This window comes from Streptococcus sp. CCH8-C6 (assembly GCF_001557225.1).
In the GTDB taxonomy this organism is placed as follows: Bacteria; Bacillota; Bacilli; order Lactobacillales; family Streptococcaceae; genus Streptococcus; species Streptococcus sanguinis_C.
Genome location: NZ_LSJN01000032.1, coordinates 14,024 through 30,712, shown reverse-complemented (window position 1 = coordinate 30,712; position 16,689 = coordinate 14,024). Strand labels below are relative to the sequence as shown.

Annotated in this window: 17 protein-coding genes; 9 read left to right on the top strand and 8 right to left on the bottom strand. The window is 44.5% G+C overall.

Annotation, left to right across the window (positions count from 1 at the left end; genetic code table 11):
• Positions 1–2: 2 nt before the first annotated feature.
• Together AX677_RS03260 and AX677_RS03255 are read right to left on the bottom strand one after the other, a co-directional pair.
• Positions 3–320 (bottom strand): PTS lactose/cellobiose transporter subunit IIA, encoded by a 318-nt coding sequence (locus AX677_RS03260; protein ID WP_060976149.1) that lies wholly within the window; start codon positions 318–320, stop codon positions 3–5.
• An 8-nt stretch (positions 321–328) separates the two neighbouring features.
• Positions 329–646 (bottom strand): PTS sugar transporter subunit IIB, encoded by a 318-nt coding sequence (locus AX677_RS03255; RefSeq protein ID WP_004188921.1) that lies wholly within the window; start codon positions 644–646, stop codon positions 329–331.
• 204 nt (positions 647–850) lie between these two features.
• Between AX677_RS03255 and AX677_RS03250 the strand changes: the two genes are divergently transcribed.
• The gene (locus AX677_RS03250) at positions 851–2,047 is read left to right on the top strand and encodes an ROK family protein (RefSeq protein WP_060976148.1); all 1,197 of its coding nucleotides are present in this window, start codon (positions 851–853) and stop codon (positions 2,045–2,047) included.
• Between the two features lie 87 nt (positions 2,048–2,134).
• Here AX677_RS03250 and AX677_RS03245 read toward each other — a convergent pair whose 3' ends face one another.
• Positions 2,135–3,031: a hypothetical protein gene (locus tag AX677_RS03245; protein WP_060976147.1), complete on the bottom strand. Its 897-nt coding sequence runs from the start codon at positions 3,029–3,031 to the stop codon at positions 2,135–2,137.
• A gap of 233 nt (positions 3,032–3,264) precedes the next feature.
• A complete protein-coding gene (locus tag AX677_RS03240) occupies positions 3,265–5,157 on the bottom strand; it encodes a M13 family metallopeptidase (protein ID WP_060976146.1) in 1,893 nt (630 codons plus the stop codon).
• 168 nt (positions 5,158–5,325) lie between these two features.
• On the opposite strand from AX677_RS03240, the gene AX677_RS03235 reads away from it, so the two are divergent.
• From AX677_RS03235 to tpx, 4 genes are all read left to right on the top strand, one after another.
• Positions 5,326–6,045 carry a metal ABC transporter ATP-binding protein gene (locus AX677_RS03235; RefSeq protein WP_032915396.1) on the top strand — a complete coding sequence of 240 codons (720 nt, stop codon included), beginning with the start codon at positions 5,326–5,328 and terminating at the stop codon, positions 6,043–6,045.
• 1 nt (position 6,046) lies between these two features.
• On the top strand, positions 6,047–6,895 hold the full coding sequence (locus AX677_RS03230; RefSeq protein WP_009659779.1) for a metal ABC transporter permease: 849 nt from the start codon (positions 6,047–6,049) through the stop codon (positions 6,893–6,895).
• A gap of 19 nt (positions 6,896–6,914) precedes the next feature.
• Positions 6,915–7,844: a metal ABC transporter substrate-binding lipoprotein/adhesin SsaB gene (ssaB, locus tag AX677_RS03225; protein WP_009659801.1), complete on the top strand. Its 930-nt coding sequence runs from the start codon at positions 6,915–6,917 to the stop codon at positions 7,842–7,844.
• A 151-nt stretch (positions 7,845–7,995) separates the two neighbouring features.
• The gene (gene tpx, locus AX677_RS03220) at positions 7,996–8,487 is read left to right on the top strand and encodes a thiol peroxidase (RefSeq protein ID WP_002910774.1); all 492 of its coding nucleotides are present in this window, start codon (positions 7,996–7,998) and stop codon (positions 8,485–8,487) included.
• A 20-nt stretch (positions 8,488–8,507) separates the two neighbouring features.
• Here the strand turns inward: tpx and AX677_RS03215 are convergent, their stop codons facing one another.
• Positions 8,508–9,608 carry a DUF3114 domain-containing protein gene (locus AX677_RS03215; RefSeq protein ID WP_060976145.1) on the bottom strand — a complete coding sequence of 367 codons (1,101 nt, stop codon included), beginning with the start codon at positions 9,606–9,608 and terminating at the stop codon, positions 8,508–8,510.
• 84 nt (positions 9,609–9,692) lie between these two features.
• Positions 9,693–12,266, bottom strand: a complete 2,574-nt coding sequence (locus AX677_RS03210; protein ID WP_082730213.1) for a GBS Bsp-like repeat-containing protein — start codon at positions 12,264–12,266, stop codon at positions 9,693–9,695.
• A 227-nt stretch (positions 12,267–12,493) separates the two neighbouring features.
• Here AX677_RS03210 and AX677_RS03205 point away from each other — a divergent pair, with 227 nt between their 5' ends.
• The 3 genes from AX677_RS03205 to AX677_RS03195 all read left to right on the top strand — a co-directional run bounded on the left by AX677_RS03205 (position 12,494) and on the right by AX677_RS03195 (position 14,125).
• Positions 12,494–13,141, top strand: a complete 648-nt coding sequence (locus AX677_RS03205; RefSeq protein ID WP_002896686.1) for a metal-dependent transcriptional regulator — start codon at positions 12,494–12,496, stop codon at positions 13,139–13,141.
• 104 nt (positions 13,142–13,245) lie between these two features.
• Positions 13,246–13,707 (top strand): MarR family winged helix-turn-helix transcriptional regulator, encoded by a 462-nt coding sequence (locus tag AX677_RS03200; protein ID WP_060976143.1) that lies wholly within the window; start codon positions 13,246–13,248, stop codon positions 13,705–13,707.
• Positions 13,700–14,125, top strand: coding sequence for an EVE domain-containing protein (locus tag AX677_RS03195; protein ID WP_060976142.1), 426 nt, complete (start codon positions 13,700–13,702; stop codon positions 14,123–14,125). Before AX677_RS03200 ends, AX677_RS03195 begins: the two co-directional genes overlap by 8 nt.
• Positions 14,126–14,238: 113 nt before the next feature.
• On the opposite strand, the gene AX677_RS03190 is transcribed toward AX677_RS03195, so the two are convergent.
• Positions 14,239–14,853 (bottom strand): CPBP family intramembrane glutamic endopeptidase, encoded by a 615-nt coding sequence (locus tag AX677_RS03190; protein ID WP_002911124.1) that lies wholly within the window; start codon positions 14,851–14,853, stop codon positions 14,239–14,241.
• A 499-nt stretch (positions 14,854–15,352) separates the two neighbouring features.
• Between AX677_RS03190 and AX677_RS03185 the strand changes: the two genes are divergently transcribed.
• Positions 15,353–16,150: a DUF4037 domain-containing protein gene (locus AX677_RS03185; RefSeq protein WP_060976141.1), complete on the top strand. Its 798-nt coding sequence runs from the start codon at positions 15,353–15,355 to the stop codon at positions 16,148–16,150.
• A gap of 92 nt (positions 16,151–16,242) precedes the next feature.
• Here the strand turns inward: AX677_RS03185 and dtd are convergent, their stop codons facing one another.
• On the bottom strand, positions 16,243–16,686 hold the full coding sequence (gene dtd, locus AX677_RS03180) for a D-aminoacyl-tRNA deacylase (RefSeq protein WP_060976140.1): 444 nt from the start codon (positions 16,684–16,686) through the stop codon (positions 16,243–16,245).
• Positions 16,687–16,689 lie beyond the last annotated feature (3 nt).

The following is a 16,689-nucleotide window of genomic DNA, read 5'->3' as shown; positions in this document are numbered from 1 at the left end:
TCCTATTCATCAAATTTTTTATGCAAATCAACAATCTCCTTTGCCAAATCAACAAAGGCGATACTGGTCATGAGATGATCCTGCCCATGTACCATAAATAAACTAAGTTCTGTCTTTTCTCCTTGCGCCTCCTTGCTCAGCATTTCAGCTTGAGCGTGATGGGCTTGCAGCAGGGCTTTCTGAGCCTGACTCAGTCTCTCCTGAGCCCGGTCAAAGTCCTTCTTTTTTGCTGCTGCAATGGCTTCAATAGCACAAGACTTGGCCTCTCCGCCATACATAATGAGGGTCATAGCGACCTCTAAGGAATCTTTATTTTCCATAGGAGTACCTACTTCATGAGCGACTCTGCCAGATCCAGGACCTTATCCCCCTTCATCATTCCGTAGTCCGTCATAGGAATGACATCCACCGGAATGCCTTTTGAAGCTAGTTTTTCCTGCAAATCCTCCAACAGATAGCGGACCTGAGGCCCCAGCAAAAGGACATCAACCTTTTTCTCGCTTAGATAGTCTTCTGCTTCTGACACTGGCACCGCAAATATCGTTGCAGCCAAGCCTCGCTCCTCTGCAGCTTTCTGCATTTTATTGACCATGAGACTGGTACTCATCCCAGCCGCACAGACTAACATAATTTGTTTTGTTTCCATCGGCATCCTCCTTTATGAATCTGACCTAGCCTGCAACGACGCTTGCTATTTGTTTTTAATATATAAACAAAAACCCAAAAAAAGAATATTTTTCACCATGTTATTAATATTCTATAAACATTATAACTATTTTTCTGTACTATGTCAACGCTTACATTTGAGATTTCTAGCTTTTTTTGATAGTATAGCAGCAGAGGAAACAAGATGACACGAACTAGAAAACAAAACGAGCTAAGGGCAACTGTCCTGGATCAGCTCTATGCCAAACGACCGATTTCTCGGATTGATATTTCAAAAGAAACTCAAATTACACCAGCCACGACTGGCAGCATCATCAATGAACTGATCAAGGAAGGCTTGGTACTGGAGCTGGGCGAGCTCAATGACGAGAGCGTAGGCCGCAAGAAAACCCTGCTGGATATTGCACCTCATAGCCGCTACTATCTGGGGTTTGAGATTTCTGAAAAACAGCTGACTATGGTCATCGCTGACAATACCGGTGAGATTGTAGAAAGCAGCATTCGGACTTATCAGGTTGAGGTGACAGGCGGCCCGTCTGACCAGGAAATTATCCGGCTGATTCAAGATTTTCTGAAAAAGAATAGCAAATACTCCATCTCAGCGATTGCCCTCGGACTACCGGGACATGTGAATCTCTCTGAAAGTGATTTTATCATTTCTAAAAACCCCCACTGGGGACAGATTAACCTGCGGACTATTCAAGAAGCCTTTGATCTCCCTGTCTACTTTGCCAATAAGTCCCACTGTTTGACAATGGCTGAACGCCTCTTTAGCTATCATCCGACAGACAGGAATTTTATCGTCTATCATGTCGCCAGAGGTATTCATTGCTCTTACATGTACAAGGGTAGCATTTACAGTCAGGAAAATTATCTTATCGGAGAGGTGGGGCATACCGTCATCAATCCTGAAGGCGAGCGCTGTCCTTGCGGCAAGCACGGCTGCCTGCAGGTTTATGCCAGCGAAAGCGCTCTGATTGATAAAGCAGCTATCCTGTATCGGGCTTCCCAGACCTCGCTCTTAAAGACCCTTGTAGAGGACGTCAATGACATTGATCTGACAAGTCTGATGACCGCCTATCGCTTAGGAGACTTGGGCAGTATTGAGTTGATTCATACTGCCTGCCGCTACCTGGCCATTTCCATTTCCAACCTCTGCCAGCTTATTGATAGCGAAAGGATTTATCTAGACGGCCAGCTCTTCTCTTATCCGGTGATTGCCGAGCAGGTTCTGGCTCAGTTAGAGCAGGAAGTACCTCTCTTCCCAAAGCAAAAGCAAGCAGAGATTGTCATTATTCCTTACTCTAAATACAGCATTGCCCGCTCTGCAGTCAGCCTCTGTGTCTATCATGAATTTTTAGATAAAAAAGGAAACCTATAAAAGCCGAGACAAGAATCTCGGTCTTTTTTTACAAAAAAAGAGACAGGCTTTCTAGGAGCTTCCCCCCTAAAAGTCGGTCTCATTTTACTATCTATTAATCGAACGTGAAATCATGGAAATGGTGTGGCGCTGTCCTCTGAGAGCCTTACTCATGGCAAAGATATTTTCAACCGGAGCCAGACAGCCGTAGCCTGAATCTCCGATATGCTGGATATCTACACCGCAGATTTTGTTGCGGATGGCCATTTGCTTGACAATATCCTCATCAGCACTCTCCTGACTGGTACCAATCGCACTCATAACCAGAGCCCCCTTTTGATGGGCCAGGCGGACAATCTGCTTCAAGTCCTGCTCATCAAAGCCAGGCACACTGCCGACTGCCGGTGCTAGGACAATATCAACACCAGCCTCGATAAATTGAGCGATTGCTTCTAGGTCTGCTACCGGCTCATCCACACCCGAAGCATGCATTTTGCCTGCAATCAGCAGGCCTGAAAAATTCTCCTTGACCACTCGAATAGTGTCGATAATGGCCTGATTGGTGACACCAGTCCCCGGATTACCCGTCAGGCAGATAAAGTCAACACCCAGCTCTTCTGCTCGCTGAATGGTCGCTAGACTAGCCTGACGCCCCTCATTGATGACCAGGCGTTCTCCTGCCATCTGGGCCTGACTGTCCACCGGCTCTAGATTGATACCGATAGGACGGCCAACCAAGCGGTGAAGTTCCTGAACAAAATCTTCCTTGGCGTCCAGACCAGCCACAAAAGGCTGGAAGATATCAATCCCATTCAGCAAAATCAAGTCAGCACCAAAAGACCGAGCAATCTCTGCATTGGTCACATCACCGATATAAGATTCTTTAAAAGCTACGTTTTCAGATAGGATAACGCGGCCCTCACTGGCCTTGATGCTCTGTTTCAGCTCCAGCGCAGTCATACTTAAAATTTCTGAAGCATTTGAACTAATGAATCGTTTTACCATAAGAATATCTCTTTTCTTTATTATTCATTAATAAACACTTTGAAATCTATTCTATTTGGATATTTTGTTTGTTTTTTGTTATCAAATACAGTATAGCACAAGGTCATAGAAATGTAAACGCTTTATATTTTCTTTGACAAAATAGCCTGCTTTCACAAACAAAAGCAGACTATTGAAACGAACTCGATTATTTTTGATTTGAGCAGGATTCGATAAGTACTCTTATCTCTGCATCACCAGATGACCACCCGCTCTTCTGGGCTCCGCCACATGCCATCTCCCTCTTTCACATCAAAGGTTGTAAAGAAGTCGTCAAAGTTTGGCAACTGCACATTAGTACGAAGTTTGGCTGGAGCATGGACATCGACGCTTGCCAGGAGCTTCATATACTCTTCGCGTCCTTTCATTCGCCAGATGCGAGCAAAGTTGGTAAAGAATTCCTCAGCAGAGAAATCCGCTTCTTTCTTGGCTGCTTCTAGGGCTGCTGCAATGCCGCCCAGATCTGCCACGTTTTCTGAAACGGTCAGCTTGCCATTGACCTTAGCACCATAGGAATCCTGTCCTTCGAACTGGTCAATGACCTTTTGAGTCCGCTCGGTAAAGGCTTGATAGTCGTGCTCCGTCCACCAATTATTGAGACTGCCATTTTCATCAAAGGAAGCGCCGTTGGTATCAAAAGCATGAGAAATCTCATGGGCGATGACCGCTCCGATACCACCGTAATTGGCTGATGAGGATTGGTGCAGGTCATAGAAAGGCGCCTGCAGGATAGCCGCTGGAAAGACAATCAGGTTTTTCTGTGGATTATAGTAGGCATTGACCATATGGGCTGGCATTCCCCATTCCTTGTAATCTACTGGTTGATTCCACTTGCTCCAGCTATAAGCAATATCAATCTGGCTCAGCTTCTGAGCATTTTCAAAGAGAGTCAGATTTTCATCCACAACCTTGCGGGAATAGCGTTCAGGCAGCTCGTCCGGATAGCCAATATAAGGCTTGATGACATTGAGTTTGACAATGGCCTTGTCCCGAGTTTCTGGTGTCAGCCAGTCATTCTGGGCCAGGCGGTTTTTGTAAACTTCAATCATCGTCGCCACTTTCTGCTCCACATCAGCCTTGGCTTCTGGTGAGAACTTCTGACCAGCATACCAAAGACCGACAGCTTGATTGAAGGGACCTTGGGCCAGGTAAAAGGCTGCTTTTTTCTTGTCCTGAGCCTGAGGAGTCCCTGATAGAGCACGATGATAAGCTCCTGCCAAGACACGGATGTCATCCGTTAGATAAGGTGTCGTATTGCGGACCGCAGAGAGAATCAGCAGAGCATGGAGTTTATCCCAGTTAGCAGCTGTATAGATATCCTTAGCCGCCTGCCAAAAACGCTCTTCTGGCACAATGACTTGGTCGGGTTCTTGACCGATTAACTTGGTGAAAATATCCGCCAGAGGCAACTCTGGTACCAAGGCTTTGAAATCATCCCACTTATAAGGATGGTAGAGCTTAGCGTACTCAGAGCTTTCTTCATTAGACAGAACATACTGAGCAAAAACAGCATCCAGCTCCAAGACCTTATCCAAAAGATCCTTGATTTCCTCTTCTGCAAAGTCAAATTTTGCCAGCAAATCTTCCTGTGTCTTGCGCCATTTTGCAAGCAGGTCAGCCTTCTGCGGATGGTCCTCTGCATAGTAAGTCGTGTCTGGCAAAATTGTTCCCGGTCCGTCTGCCCAGAGTACATTGATACGGGCGTCCATAAAGTCAGGCGCCACACCAAAGGGGAAATAAGTCGGCTTACCAGCCAGTTCAAAATCAGCAATCTTAGAAGCATAGTCTTCAAAAGATGTTAGGTTGCGAATTTCATCAATGTAAGCACGCGCTGGCTCAATCCCTGCCACTTCCCGCTTGTCATAATCCGTTGCTAAGCGATGGTAAGCAACAAAGTTCTGCAAAATAGCATCTTCTGGCACTCCATCGCCAGCCAGCCATTTGTCGGTCGTGGCAAGCATAAGATCTTCAATCTCATCCGCCAAATCCATGAAGCCGCCCGTCACTGGCTTATCATCAGGAATGACCACCGTCTTGGCCCACTCACCATTAACTGCATCATAGAAATCATCTTGTAGTCGTGTCATCTTCTTCTCACTTTCATGCTTTTGATATAACCTTATCAAAATCCTCTTCTTTTTTCAAACATTTCTTATATTAATTTTAAAAATTTACTAAAAATTAACTTGACTTAATTTTTGTTTTAATGTATATTAAAACCATAAATGTATATTAAAACCATAGAGGTGTATGAGATGATTACGATTAAAGATTTGACTGTCAGCTATCAGGATACGCTGGCTCTTGAGCCCCTTTCTTTAACCATTAAGGAGCCAACTATTACTGGGATTATTGGTCCTAACGGAGCCGGAAAATCTACCCTGCTCAAGGGCATGCTAGGGATTATTGACCACCAAGGCCAGACTCTGCTGGATCAAAAGCCGCTGCAAAACTCTCTCCAGAGGGTCGCCTACGTAGAGCAAAAGATTAATATTGATTATCATTTTCCTATCAAAGTCAAAGAGTGTGTCTCTTTGGGGCTTTACCCTCAGCTCAAGCTTTTTCAGGGGCTAAAGAGTTCCCATTGGAACAAGGTGGCTGAGGCATTGAAAATTGTCGGTTTAGAAGACTTGGCTGAGCGCCAGATTAGCCAGCTGTCCGGCGGGCAATTTCAGCGGGTCTTGATTGCTCGCTGCTTGGTTCAAGAGGCGGATTGTATCTTTTTGGACGAGCCCTTCGTCGGGATCGACTCTGTCAGCGAAGAGATTATCATGTCTACGCTGCGCAGTCTCAAAGCCGCAGGCAAGATTATCCTGATTGTCCATCATGACCTGAGCAAGGTTGTTGATTATTTCGACCAAGTTATCCTGCTCAATCGTAAGCTGATTGCCTTTGGTCCTACCGAGACTAGCTTTACCAAGGACAATATGAAAAAGACTTACGGCTCCCAGCTCTTTATGAATGGAGGTGACTAGAATGATTTTAGAATTCTTCCAAGGGCTGCGGGACTTTCACTTTCTGCAAAATGCCCTCATCACAGCCATCGTCATTGGGATTGTTGCTGGAGCTGTCGGCTGCTTTATCATTCTGCGCGGCATGTCGCTCATGGGGGATGCTATCTCTCACGCGGTTCTGCCCGGTGTGGCCCTGTCCTACATTTTAGGGATTAATTTCTTTATCGGAGCCATCACTTTCGGACTTTTGGCATCGATTATTATCACTTACATCAAGGGCAATTCCATTATCAAAAGCGATACGGCCATTGGGATTACCTTTTCATCCTTCCTAGCTCTGGGTGTGATCCTAATCGGCGTTGCCAATAGCTCCACTGACCTCTTTCATATTCTCTTCGGGAATATCTTGGCTGTTCAGGATATTGATATGTGGATTAGTATTGGAGTCGGAATAGCTGTGCTCTTAATCATCACCCTCTTTTTCAAACAGCTATTGATTACTTCCTTTGACCCCTTGCTGGCTCAAGCAATGGGTATGCCAGTCAGCTTCTATCACTATCTGCTGATGATTCTCTTGACCTTGGTCTCTGTGACAGCTATGCAGAGCGTGGGAACCATTCTGATTGTCGCTCTCTTGATAACGCCGGCAGCAACGGCCTACCTCTATGCCAACAGTCTGAAAACTATGATTCTGCTGTCCTCGGGTTTGGGAGCTCTGGCTTCTGTGCTGGGACTCTTTATCGGCTATAGCTTTAATGTCGCTGCAGGATCCAGCATTGTCCTGACCTCGGCCCTCATCTTTCTCATCTCTTTCTTTATTGCCCCTAAGCAACGCTATTTAAAACTTAAAAACCAACCTAAACTAAAATAAAATTTAATGGAGGAATCCCATGAAAAAATTAGGTTTTTTATCCCTGCTTTTGCTAGCAGTCTGCACTCTCTTTGCCTGCTCCGATCAGAAGAACGCGTCCAGTGACTCGTCCAAGCTCAAGGTTGTTGCGACCAACTCAATTATCGCTGATATTACCAAAAATATAGCTGGCGATAAGATTGATCTGCACAGCATTGTACCAGTCGGCAAAGATCCCCATGAATATGAGCCCCTGCCTGAAGATGTCAAAAAGACTTCTCAAGCGGATCTCATCTTCTACAACGGTATCAATCTGGAAACTGGCGGTAATGCTTGGTTTACCAAGTTGGTCAAAAATGCCAATAAGGAAGAAAACAAGGACTACTATGCTGTCAGCGATGGCGTTGACGTCATTTACCTTGAAGGTCAAAGTGAAAAGGGTAAGGAAGACCCCCATGCTTGGCTCAACTTGGAAAACGGCATTATCTATGCGCAAAACATTGCCAAGCGTTTGATTGAAAAAGACCCTGACAATAAGGCTACTTACGAGAAAAATCTTAAAGCCTATGTGGAAAAGCTAACCGCTTTGGATAAGGAGGCCAAGGAGAAATTCAACAATATCCCAGAAGAAAAGAAAATGATTGTGACCAGCGAAGGCTGCTTCAAGTACTTCTCTAAGGCCTACAACGTGCCGTCGGCCTACATCTGGGAAATCAACACAGAAGAAGAAGGAACTCCAGACCAAATCAAAAGCTTAGTTGAAAAACTACGCAAGACAAAAGTGCCGTCTCTCTTTGTCGAATCAAGTGTGGACGACCGTCCGATGAAGACTGTTTCTAAAGACACCAACATCCCAATCCACGCTAAAATCTTCACGGACTCAATCGCTGATGAAGGCGAAGAAGGCGACAGCTACTACAGCATGATGAAATACAATCTAGATAAAATTTCTGAAGGCTTGGCCAAATAATGATAAAAGGTTAGGAAGACAAAATCCTAACCTCTTTATTTTTGGAGAAGGAGCTTCACATAGAGTCGATTTCAAATTTCCAGTCAAATTATTCGAAAAAAATCATTATTCGCTGTACAATGAAGCTATCAAACATGAATGGAGACTTCCTATGACAACTTTTCTCGGAAATCCTGTAACCTTTACTGGAAAGCAACTGCAAGTCGGCGACACTGCCCACGATTTTAGCTTGACAGCAACTGATCTTTCAAAGAAAACTATGGCTGACTTTGCTGGCAAAAAGAAAGTCCTGAGCATCATCCCATCTATCGATACTGGTGTCTGCTCAACTCAGACTCGTCGTTTCAACCAAGAGCTCTCTGACTTGGATAATACCGTTGTTATCACGGTTTCAGTTGATTTGCCTTTTGCACAAGGCAAGTGGTGTGCTGCTGAAGGCATTGAGAATGCTGTCATGCTCTCTGACTACTTCGACCATTCTTTCGGCCATGACTATGCTGTCCTCATCAATGAATGGCACCTTTTGGCTCGTGCAGTTCTTGTCTTAGACGAAAACAACACTGTGACCTACGCTGAATATGTCGACAATATCAATACCGAGCCTGACTATGATGCGGCGATTGCAGCAGTTAAGAGTTTATAAGAGATAGAAATACGGACCTGCTAGTCCGTATTTTTTTGTGCGAAAAACTTCTGCCAAAACTGACGGAACCAAGCCCAGGAACGCAAGAGGATGGATGGCCGATTCAGCAATTTCTTGAACCGAGCAATCTCTGCCTTTACCTGTTTCTGAGCACTCCGCCCCTTTCGAGCATAAGGGCTCTTAGCCGAACGATAGCCCAGCGGACCACGATTATTCTGAGGTGACTTGAACTTACGACCGCCATTTTCAATGGCAAGCCTTCGAAAGTGAGGATCCCAGACTGCAGGCGTTTTGACATCGTAGCGAGTATGAGAAGCCTGATTGACCGGACGATTGCGCTCACCATAGTTAAAGCTGGCGCCATTCACAATACCATTTTGGCTAGCCCCCTCTGGATCGATGATATTGAGAAAACAATCTGCCTGATCCAGAATAAACTCTGTATGAAAATCAATCAGGATTTTTATATTGGCCTGACTCGCTTGACCATCCGGATAGATAGCTTGACTAGACATCTTATCAATATAGGCTTTATTATGCAAGCGAGAGGATTCTTGAAAGTTATAAGGCAGCGCTGGAAAAGCCTTTAGATAGGAGGCCAAGGCTTCTGCATCTGTCATACCAGTCTGACGGTAGTAATCTCTGACCCACTGGGCCTGCTGGCAGGAAATGACATAGCGAAACTGATGTAGCTGCCTTTTGAGCTTTTGATTGCCATCCCTTTGGCTAAAATCATCTGCTGGAAAAGCCTGGCGCAAGGTGCTTGAAAAAATCTTCCAAAAGCGATCATGTGGTGTTAGGTTTGGAGCAATCCGAGCCAGTAAAAGATCTGTCTCTGCCTTGTTTCCGCTCAGCTCCTCAGGCATATTAACAAGATTCATAGCCAAAACCAGCAGCTCCTGAGCTCCTAACCTGCTGATTTGAGTCTCCTCAGCCTGCCAGAGCTCTTGAAAGAAGGGACTGCCAAAAAGTTGAGCCTCCTGCAGGTAATCTCTTTCTTCTGTCAATGTTTTCCCTTGCTCGTTATTTAACCCTGCAAAAACTTGTTCTAGCGCTGTCTGAGACCAACCGATTGATTGCAATTGCTGAAAGAACTGCTCTTTCCCTTCTTTCGGATACATGGCTCCCCTCCTTTCTTTTTTCTATTATACCTACATAGAAAACCGCCCGTCAAGCAACGAGCGGTCCTCTTATTCACGAATTTCTTATCCTTTGATGGCAATGAAGGGAGAGCCCTCAGTATTATCCGTCGGATCTACACTCTTGACTCCAAAGAGATAGTCTACTGGATACCAGCCATTATTAGCTGCATTATAAGGGTCACGTACATAGGTTTTTCCATTGTCATAGCCTTTGAGAACCAGCTCATGAGTGACTGGATAGTGGGCAAAGATGCTGGTACCAACGGCACCTAGGACATGATGCCCCTGCGAAAGCGCTTCTTTGACTGCAGAAGCTGTAAACAGGGTCTCAGTCGTCAGATCCCAGTGCTGGGCAGCTCGGACAATACCACGGCTGCTGGTGCCAAATCCATCTTTATTAAATTCATTGGTATGGTTATATAGGTAATCCGCAACAGTTGTCGGAAGCACTTCTGTCCCAGTAATCCCAGAAATAACCATGGCTAGCGTTGTCGGCACGCATCCTGTCGCATCCATGCTGTAAGGACCATACTTCCTGCCACCCCAGCGACCATCACGCTGTGAGTAGTATGGAGTATTATAAACTGCTTTGGAGACCTGAGTCGTTGTAGCATCAACAGCGATGAGCTGACCATTGTCCTGTTTATAGTAAAGATGAATCTTGTACTCGCCGGTAGAAAGCTTATGGTCACTAGCTCGGACTGTTATCTTATAGGTGCCATTCGCCTGTTTTTGAGCTAAATACCACTTGACATCATCCTGATCCTTATCTGTTGACCAAGTTGGCAGATAGACTGCTTGAATTCCGCCTGGATTGGAGACATTTGTCACAACTACATCAAAAGTTCCTGTTCGAGCATTATTGTTTTGGATATTGATTTTTCCAGTCGCACGGATGTTTTCAGGTGCTACAGAAACCATCAGCTTCTCGCCACCTGCACCTTGCATCTGGCCATCCTCGTTTAGATAGTAAAGATGAACCTTGTACTCACCTACTGAAAACTTATGATCCTGAGCTCGGACATGTTTTTTGTAGGTACCGTCAGCTTGGCGCTCAGCCGTATACCATTGTACATCGTCTTGGTCGTTAGCAGCTGACCAAGTCGGCAGGTAGACCGCCTTCAGACCATCTGGGGCAACAATGTCAGAAACGACTATATCAAATTCGCCTGTCTGCGGATTGTTGTTCTGAATGGTGATCTTGCCCTGTGGTTGCGCGCGAGTAACCACCGTCTTTGTTGAGCCTGCACCCTGAAGCTGGCCTGAATCATTCACAAAATAGAGATGAACATTATACTCACCAAGGGAGTTCTTGTGGTTGCGGTAGCTGACATGCTTGAAATAGGTTCCATCGGCTCGTCTTTCGGCTGTGTACCATTGCACATCGTCTTGGTCGTTAGCGGTGGACCAGGTTGGAAGACTAACAGACTTCAGGCCATCTGGGGCAACAATATCAGAAACGACAATATCAAATTCACCTGTCTGCGGATTGTTGTTCTGAATGGTAATTTTACCCTGTGGCTGCGCGCGAGTAACAACCGTCTTAGCCGAACCTGCACCCTGCAGCTGACCTGCATCATTCATAAAATAGAGATGAACATTATACTCACCAAGAGAGTTCTTATGGTTGCGGTAGTTGACATGATTGAAATAGGTCCCATCAGCGCGTCTTTCGGCTGTGTACCACTGCACATCGTCTTGGTCGTTAGCAACAGACCAAGTCGGCAAGTAAACAGCTTTTAGACCATCTGGGGCAACAATGTCTGACACGACAATATCAAATTCACCTGTCTGTGGATTGTTGTTCTGAATAGTAATCTTGCCTTGTGGCTGCGCGCGAGTAACAACCGTCTTAGCCGAACCTGCTCCCTGCAGCTGGCCTGCATCATTCACAAAATAGAGGTGCACATTATACTCACCAAGAGAGTTCTTATGATTGCGGTAGCTGACATGTTTGAAATAGGTCCCATCGGCTCGTCTTTCAGCGGTGTACCACTGCACATCATCTTGGTCGTTAGCAGCTGACCAAGTCGGTAGATAAACGGACTTCAGACCATCTGGGGCAACAATATCAGAAACGACAATATCAAATTCACCCGTCTGCGGATTGTTGTTCTGAATAGTGATCTTGCCCTGTGGCTTTTTGACTTCTGCTGCTGCCAAGGGGTGCTCTGCAGCAGAAGCTGGTTGTGCTGGCTGATTAGAAGCATCACTTTTTTCTGAGTTCTCAGCTACAGCAGGTTGATTCTCTGTTGAAGCTACAACATCGCTTTTCGGCTGGGCATTTTCTACAGGATCTGAAGAAGTATACTGAGCACTGGTATCGGAAGACGTAGATATCTGACTAGCTGCAGGACTAACAGCCTCCGGTGCTGGTGCAGCCTTATCCATACTTGACAGACTGGTTTCTGTCACAGTCGGAGTTGTAGCTGTGCTAGCTTGGTTCTCCACAGCCTGGCTGATAGCGACACTGTCAGCTGTCTGACTAGGTGCCAGCTGATCTGCCTGCACTGCTCCACTTCCAAGAAAGGCCAGACCAGTTGCAATCGCTACCGAGACTGCTCCCAGACTGCATTTGCGAATGCCAAAACGAGTAAACTTCTCTGCTCGAGACGCCATCATTTGTCTTTTTTTCATAATAGGATTCTCCTTTTGCAAAAAGGTAAAAAGCAAGCCAATTTTCTGCAAACCAGCTAAAGAATTTTTACTTTTTATTTTTTAAATCGTACGCTTTGATTATATAATAATCGCAAAACGATTACAAGCGAATGAAGAAAATCTAAACATCAAAGAAAGGCTTAGACACTGTATTCTTGCAGCGATTTTTGTTATACTAATGATAGAAAGTTCAGCGAGGATGCAAGATGACCCCAAATAAAGAAGACTATCTCAAGTGTATCTATGAGATTGGCAGCCGCCACAAAAAAATCACCAATAAAGAAATCGCCCAGCTCATGCAGGTTTCACCTCCAGCTGTGACGGAAATGATGAAAAAAATGCTGGCGGAAGAACTTCTGGTCAAGGATAAAAAAGCCGGCTACCTGCTGACTGATTTGGGGCTAAGGCTAGTTTCCGACCTCTATCGCAAGCACCGGCTGATTGAGGTCTTTCTGGTCAATCATCTCGGCTACTCGACTGATGAAATCCATGAGGAAGCCGAAGTCCTAGAGCACACTGTTTCTGAGCGTTTCGTTGAGCGTCTGGATGCCATGCTCCAGTACCCCAAGACCTGTCCTCACGGAGGCACCATCCCAGCCAAGGGAGAGCTTCTGGACGAAGAAAACCAACTGACTCTGGAAGAGGCTTCTGCCCCTGGTGACTATATCATCAAACGCGTACACGACGACTTTGACTTGCTCAAATACTTGGAAAAATATAACCTGCAAATCGGCCAAACCATCACCTTCATCCAATACGATTCTTTCGCTCAGGCCTATCTTCTCAAGACAGAAACCCAAGAAATCCAAATCAATCCTATGATTGCCCAGCAGATTTATGTAGAAAAACTATAAACAGAACCCAGTTTGGACTTTTTAGTCTAAACTGGGTTTTTATTGACAAAAATAAGATGTCAGAATATAATAAGTGTACTTATAAAAATCTAGAGGGGAAGCTAATGGAAAAATCGCAATTTAACTCCATCTACAAGGATGAATACAAAAAATCAACCGGTCTGCTCTTTATCCGTGCCTACCACAAGTGGCATGGGCTGATAAAAAACAAACTGAGAACGATTGATTTGACCCATCCCCAGTTTGTCGTTCTGACCACTCTTGCAGCGCTTCTGCGTCAGCGAGAATGGGTGAGTCAGACCCATATTGCCCAATTTTCTGACATGGATGTTATGACCATATCCCAAATCATCCGCCTCTTGGTCAAGAAAGGTTTGATCATGCGGGAAGTCCATCCCAAGGACAGCCGTGCCAACATCATACTTCTAACGGATACGGGGCTTCAAAAGGTCAACCAAGCCCTTCCTCTGGTAGAAAGCATTGATCAGGCGTTCTTTGGAAAATTAGAAAATAATACAGAAACATTAAACCAACTCTTAATCAAACTGGAGGCAGAAAATGACTAGATTTTGGATTGGTGTCGTATCAAAAGAACACGTCCTAAGAGGTGTAGAAGGTGGATTTTGCCAAGTCTGCCATGGTAAGAAAGCACCGCTGAACCGAATGAAAAAGGGGGACTATCTTCTGTACTACAGCCCCAAGTATCAACTGAACGGTCAGGAAAAATTGCAGGCCTTTACAGCAGTTGGCAAGATTCTAGATGACACTGCTTATCAAGTAGAGATGTTTGAAGGCTTTTTCCCATTTCGGCGAGATGTCAGCTACTACCAGCCTGTCAAAGACTGCCCCATTGAGCAAGTCCGACAACATCCTCAGTGGCGCCAATATGCTTCTCAGATAAGATACGGACATTTCGAAGTTTCGAAGGACTTCTTCCTTTATGTTTTTAAGCAAATGAAACTGGACAGCCCTGCAAATCAGTAGAAGCAGCTTCGTTTGACTTACACCTAAACCTTTGCTCACCTGTCATTAAATCTAAAGTTCCGATTCTCAAGGAAAATCGGAACTTTTTGATTTGAAGTGAAATTATCGATTTATCAAATCAGCATAAAAGCAAATAAACTACCCGTAATCACATTTACTAAAGCATGTATAATCCAGCTAGCTAAAATGGAGCCATCAGATTTCTTTTCATTGACAAAGCCCATATAAGCCGCGATGCCACCCGTACACAAAATGATGAGCAGGGTTTGCTGCCAAGAGAGCACTGTTATAGACATTAAGCCATGGAGCAGACCAAAAAGAGCAGCTTGTATGGTGTTGGCTACCACAAAGGATAAGCGGCTAGCCAATCTCTTTAAAAGAAAACCTCTGAATAGCAGTTCTTCCGACAGAGAAGTTTGAAAAATACCATAAATCAAAACAGCTGGCAAGGCTTGAAAGCCTAGGCCTGAGAAATTCGAAGTCGCTGTATCCAGATTTTTTACAGCAGGATATACTAGCAAAAACGAAAGAAGCAAGAAAGATAGCGAACCCAACAAAATCCACAGCCAGATCTTTCGGCTGCCAGCATCTTTTAGTGGTTTTAAGCCAAGCCATTCTAAAAATGGACTTTTTCTTCTAGCACTTATCAACCACCAAACAAAAGGAAGAAAAGCAAACAAAGCAATTTGAATCAGAGCATTCAGCATCTGTTGAACTAGATTTTCCATGATAAGAGACTCCTTTCTTTTCTTTAATATGATTATACAAGACAAACTTCAAGAATTTATAAAGTAATTCTAAAATATTTCTAAAGAATGAAAGAAATCATAAACATAAACAAATCAAGGATTATCGCCACTTCCACTTGCCTACTATGCTTCTCATTTTTGGACTAAATGATGTCAAAAACTCTTTAAAAACTTATCTCAACAATATAAGAAAAGTTGCAGATAAAAATAAGGCGATGAGTTTAAAAAATAGAAAACTGACAATGCGTTAAAGGAGGAAAAAGGTCCTAAAATTTTAGCACACAAAGTCAAATTTTCAACCTACCTTTCCTAGATAATTTTCTTTTTAGTCAAAGTCTCCCAACTCCTGCTCATCCACTTCCTACCCCTAGGGGCCTCAATTTTGCAGGCTTAGTACCATGCCAAAAGCTGTTTTTCCCTTCTTGCCAACCCGCTTACATTTTGCTACAATGATGTCAAAAATCAGTAAGGAAAAATTATGCCACAACAACTCTTTAAAGAATTTGCCCAGCTAGATCAAGTGGAAGCTATTGTTCTCGGTGGCTCTCGTGCTGGACAGCATTTTGACAAAGACTCAGACTATGATGTTTATATCTACTTGACAGGTTCCATTGCTCCCCTGACTCGACGCGATATCCTCAGCAAGTACTGCTCCTACATGGAAATCGGCAATCAGTTTTGGGAACTAGAGGATGACTGTGTTCTAAAGAGTAAGATCGAAATTGAGCTCATTTACCGTACACTGGACAGCTTTGATAAAGACCTCCAGACTGTAGTCCTAGACCACCAAGTCCAGAATGCCTATACCACCTGTATGTGGCACAATCTGCTCCACAGTAAAATCATCTACGACCGAAATGGTCACTATGAGGCACTTCAGAACAAGTACAGACGACCTTATCCAGCTGAGCTCAAAAAGAATATTATTAAGAAGCAGCTCCTCCTACTCGATCAAGCCATGCCAGCTTTCTCCAAACAAATAGAAAAAGCGCTCAAGCGTCAGGACCTGCTCAGCATCAATCACCGTAGCAGTGAATTTTTTGCTTCCTATTTTGACTTGCTCTTCGCTCTAAACGAACAGACGCACCCTGGAGAAAAGAGAATGCTGGAGTTTGCAAAAACCAATTGCTCGCTATTGCCTCAGCATTTTGAAGAAAATATACAGACCTATTTTCAAAAACTCTACACTGAGCCCGCTGAAGCCATAAAGCTTATCAATCAGCTAGTAACGACCATCAAAGAAATCATTCCTCAAGAAATGATTGATGGTTTTTAGAAATGTTGTAGGAAATTATACATTCATTGCTACAGAAGCAAAAAAATTAGGAGTTTGAACACTAGTGTTCAAACTCCTTTTCATACTTCTTCTCAGCGATTCTTCGTATCCAAGATAATGGTTACTGGACCATCATTAACTAGTTCTACCTGCATGTCTGCCCCAAAAATCCCCGTCCGAGTCAGCACCTCCTGCTGCAAGGCAAGATTGAAAGCATCATAAAAACTGCTAGCCATCTCTGGCGGAGCCGCCTTGACAAAGGCTGGCCGATTACCCTTTTTGGTATCTGCATACAGAGTGAACTGGGAAATGGACAAAATCTCTCCGCCAATGTCCTTGATAGACAGGTTCATCTTGCCCTCAGCATCGGAAAAAATCCGCATATTGACAATCTTTCTGACTGCATAATCCATATCCTCTTGACTATCGTCAGGCCCTATGCCTACTAGGAGCAGGAGACCTTGTCCAATACTGTTGTGCAGCTGCTGGTCAATGCTGACCTGAGCACGTTTCACGCGCTGAATCACTATTTTCATATC

Excerpts from the sequence above, each read along its gene's own strand:
- ssaB (WP_009659801.1), top strand. The coding sequence starts at position 6,915 with ATGAAAAAATTAGGTTTTTTATCCCTGCTTTTGCTAGCAGTCTGCACT.
- tpx (WP_002910774.1), top strand. The coding sequence starts at position 7,996 with ATGACAACTTTTCTCGGAAATCCTGTAACCTTTACTGGAAAGCAACTG.
- AX677_RS03210 (WP_082730213.1), bottom strand. The coding sequence starts at position 12,266 with ATGAAAAAAAGACAAATGATGGCGTCTCGAGCAGAGAAGTTTACTCGT.
- AX677_RS03205 (WP_002896686.1), top strand. The coding sequence starts at position 12,494 with ATGACCCCAAATAAAGAAGACTATCTCAAGTGTATCTATGAGATTGGC.
- AX677_RS03195 (WP_060976142.1), top strand. The coding sequence starts at position 13,700 with ATGACTAGATTTTGGATTGGTGTCGTATCAAAAGAACACGTCCTAAGA.
- AX677_RS03260 (WP_060976149.1), bottom strand. The coding sequence starts at position 320 with ATGGAAAATAAAGATTCCTTAGAGGTCGCTATGACCCTCATTATGTAT.
- AX677_RS03200 (WP_060976143.1), top strand. The coding sequence starts at position 13,246 with ATGGAAAAATCGCAATTTAACTCCATCTACAAGGATGAATACAAAAAA.
- AX677_RS03235 (WP_032915396.1), top strand. The coding sequence starts at position 5,326 with ATGATTACGATTAAAGATTTGACTGTCAGCTATCAGGATACGCTGGCT.
- AX677_RS03250 (WP_060976148.1), top strand. The coding sequence starts at position 851 with ATGACACGAACTAGAAAACAAAACGAGCTAAGGGCAACTGTCCTGGAT.
- AX677_RS03190 (WP_002911124.1), bottom strand. The coding sequence starts at position 14,853 with ATGGAAAATCTAGTTCAACAGATGCTGAATGCTCTGATTCAAATTGCT.
- AX677_RS03215 (WP_060976145.1), bottom strand. The coding sequence starts at position 9,608 with ATGTATCCGAAAGAAGGGAAAGAGCAGTTCTTTCAGCAATTGCAATCA.
- AX677_RS03185 (WP_060976141.1), top strand. The coding sequence starts at position 15,353 with ATGCCACAACAACTCTTTAAAGAATTTGCCCAGCTAGATCAAGTGGAA.
- dtd (WP_060976140.1), bottom strand. The coding sequence starts at position 16,686 with ATGAAAATAGTGATTCAGCGCGTGAAACGTGCTCAGGTCAGCATTGAC.
- AX677_RS03230 (WP_009659779.1), top strand. The coding sequence starts at position 6,047 with ATGATTTTAGAATTCTTCCAAGGGCTGCGGGACTTTCACTTTCTGCAA.
- AX677_RS03240 (WP_060976146.1), bottom strand. The coding sequence starts at position 5,157 with ATGACACGACTACAAGATGATTTCTATGATGCAGTTAATGGTGAGTGG.
- AX677_RS03255 (WP_004188921.1), bottom strand. The coding sequence starts at position 646 with ATGGAAACAAAACAAATTATGTTAGTCTGTGCGGCTGGGATGAGTACC.
- AX677_RS03245 (WP_060976147.1), bottom strand. The coding sequence starts at position 3,031 with ATGGTAAAACGATTCATTAGTTCAAATGCTTCAGAAATTTTAAGTATG.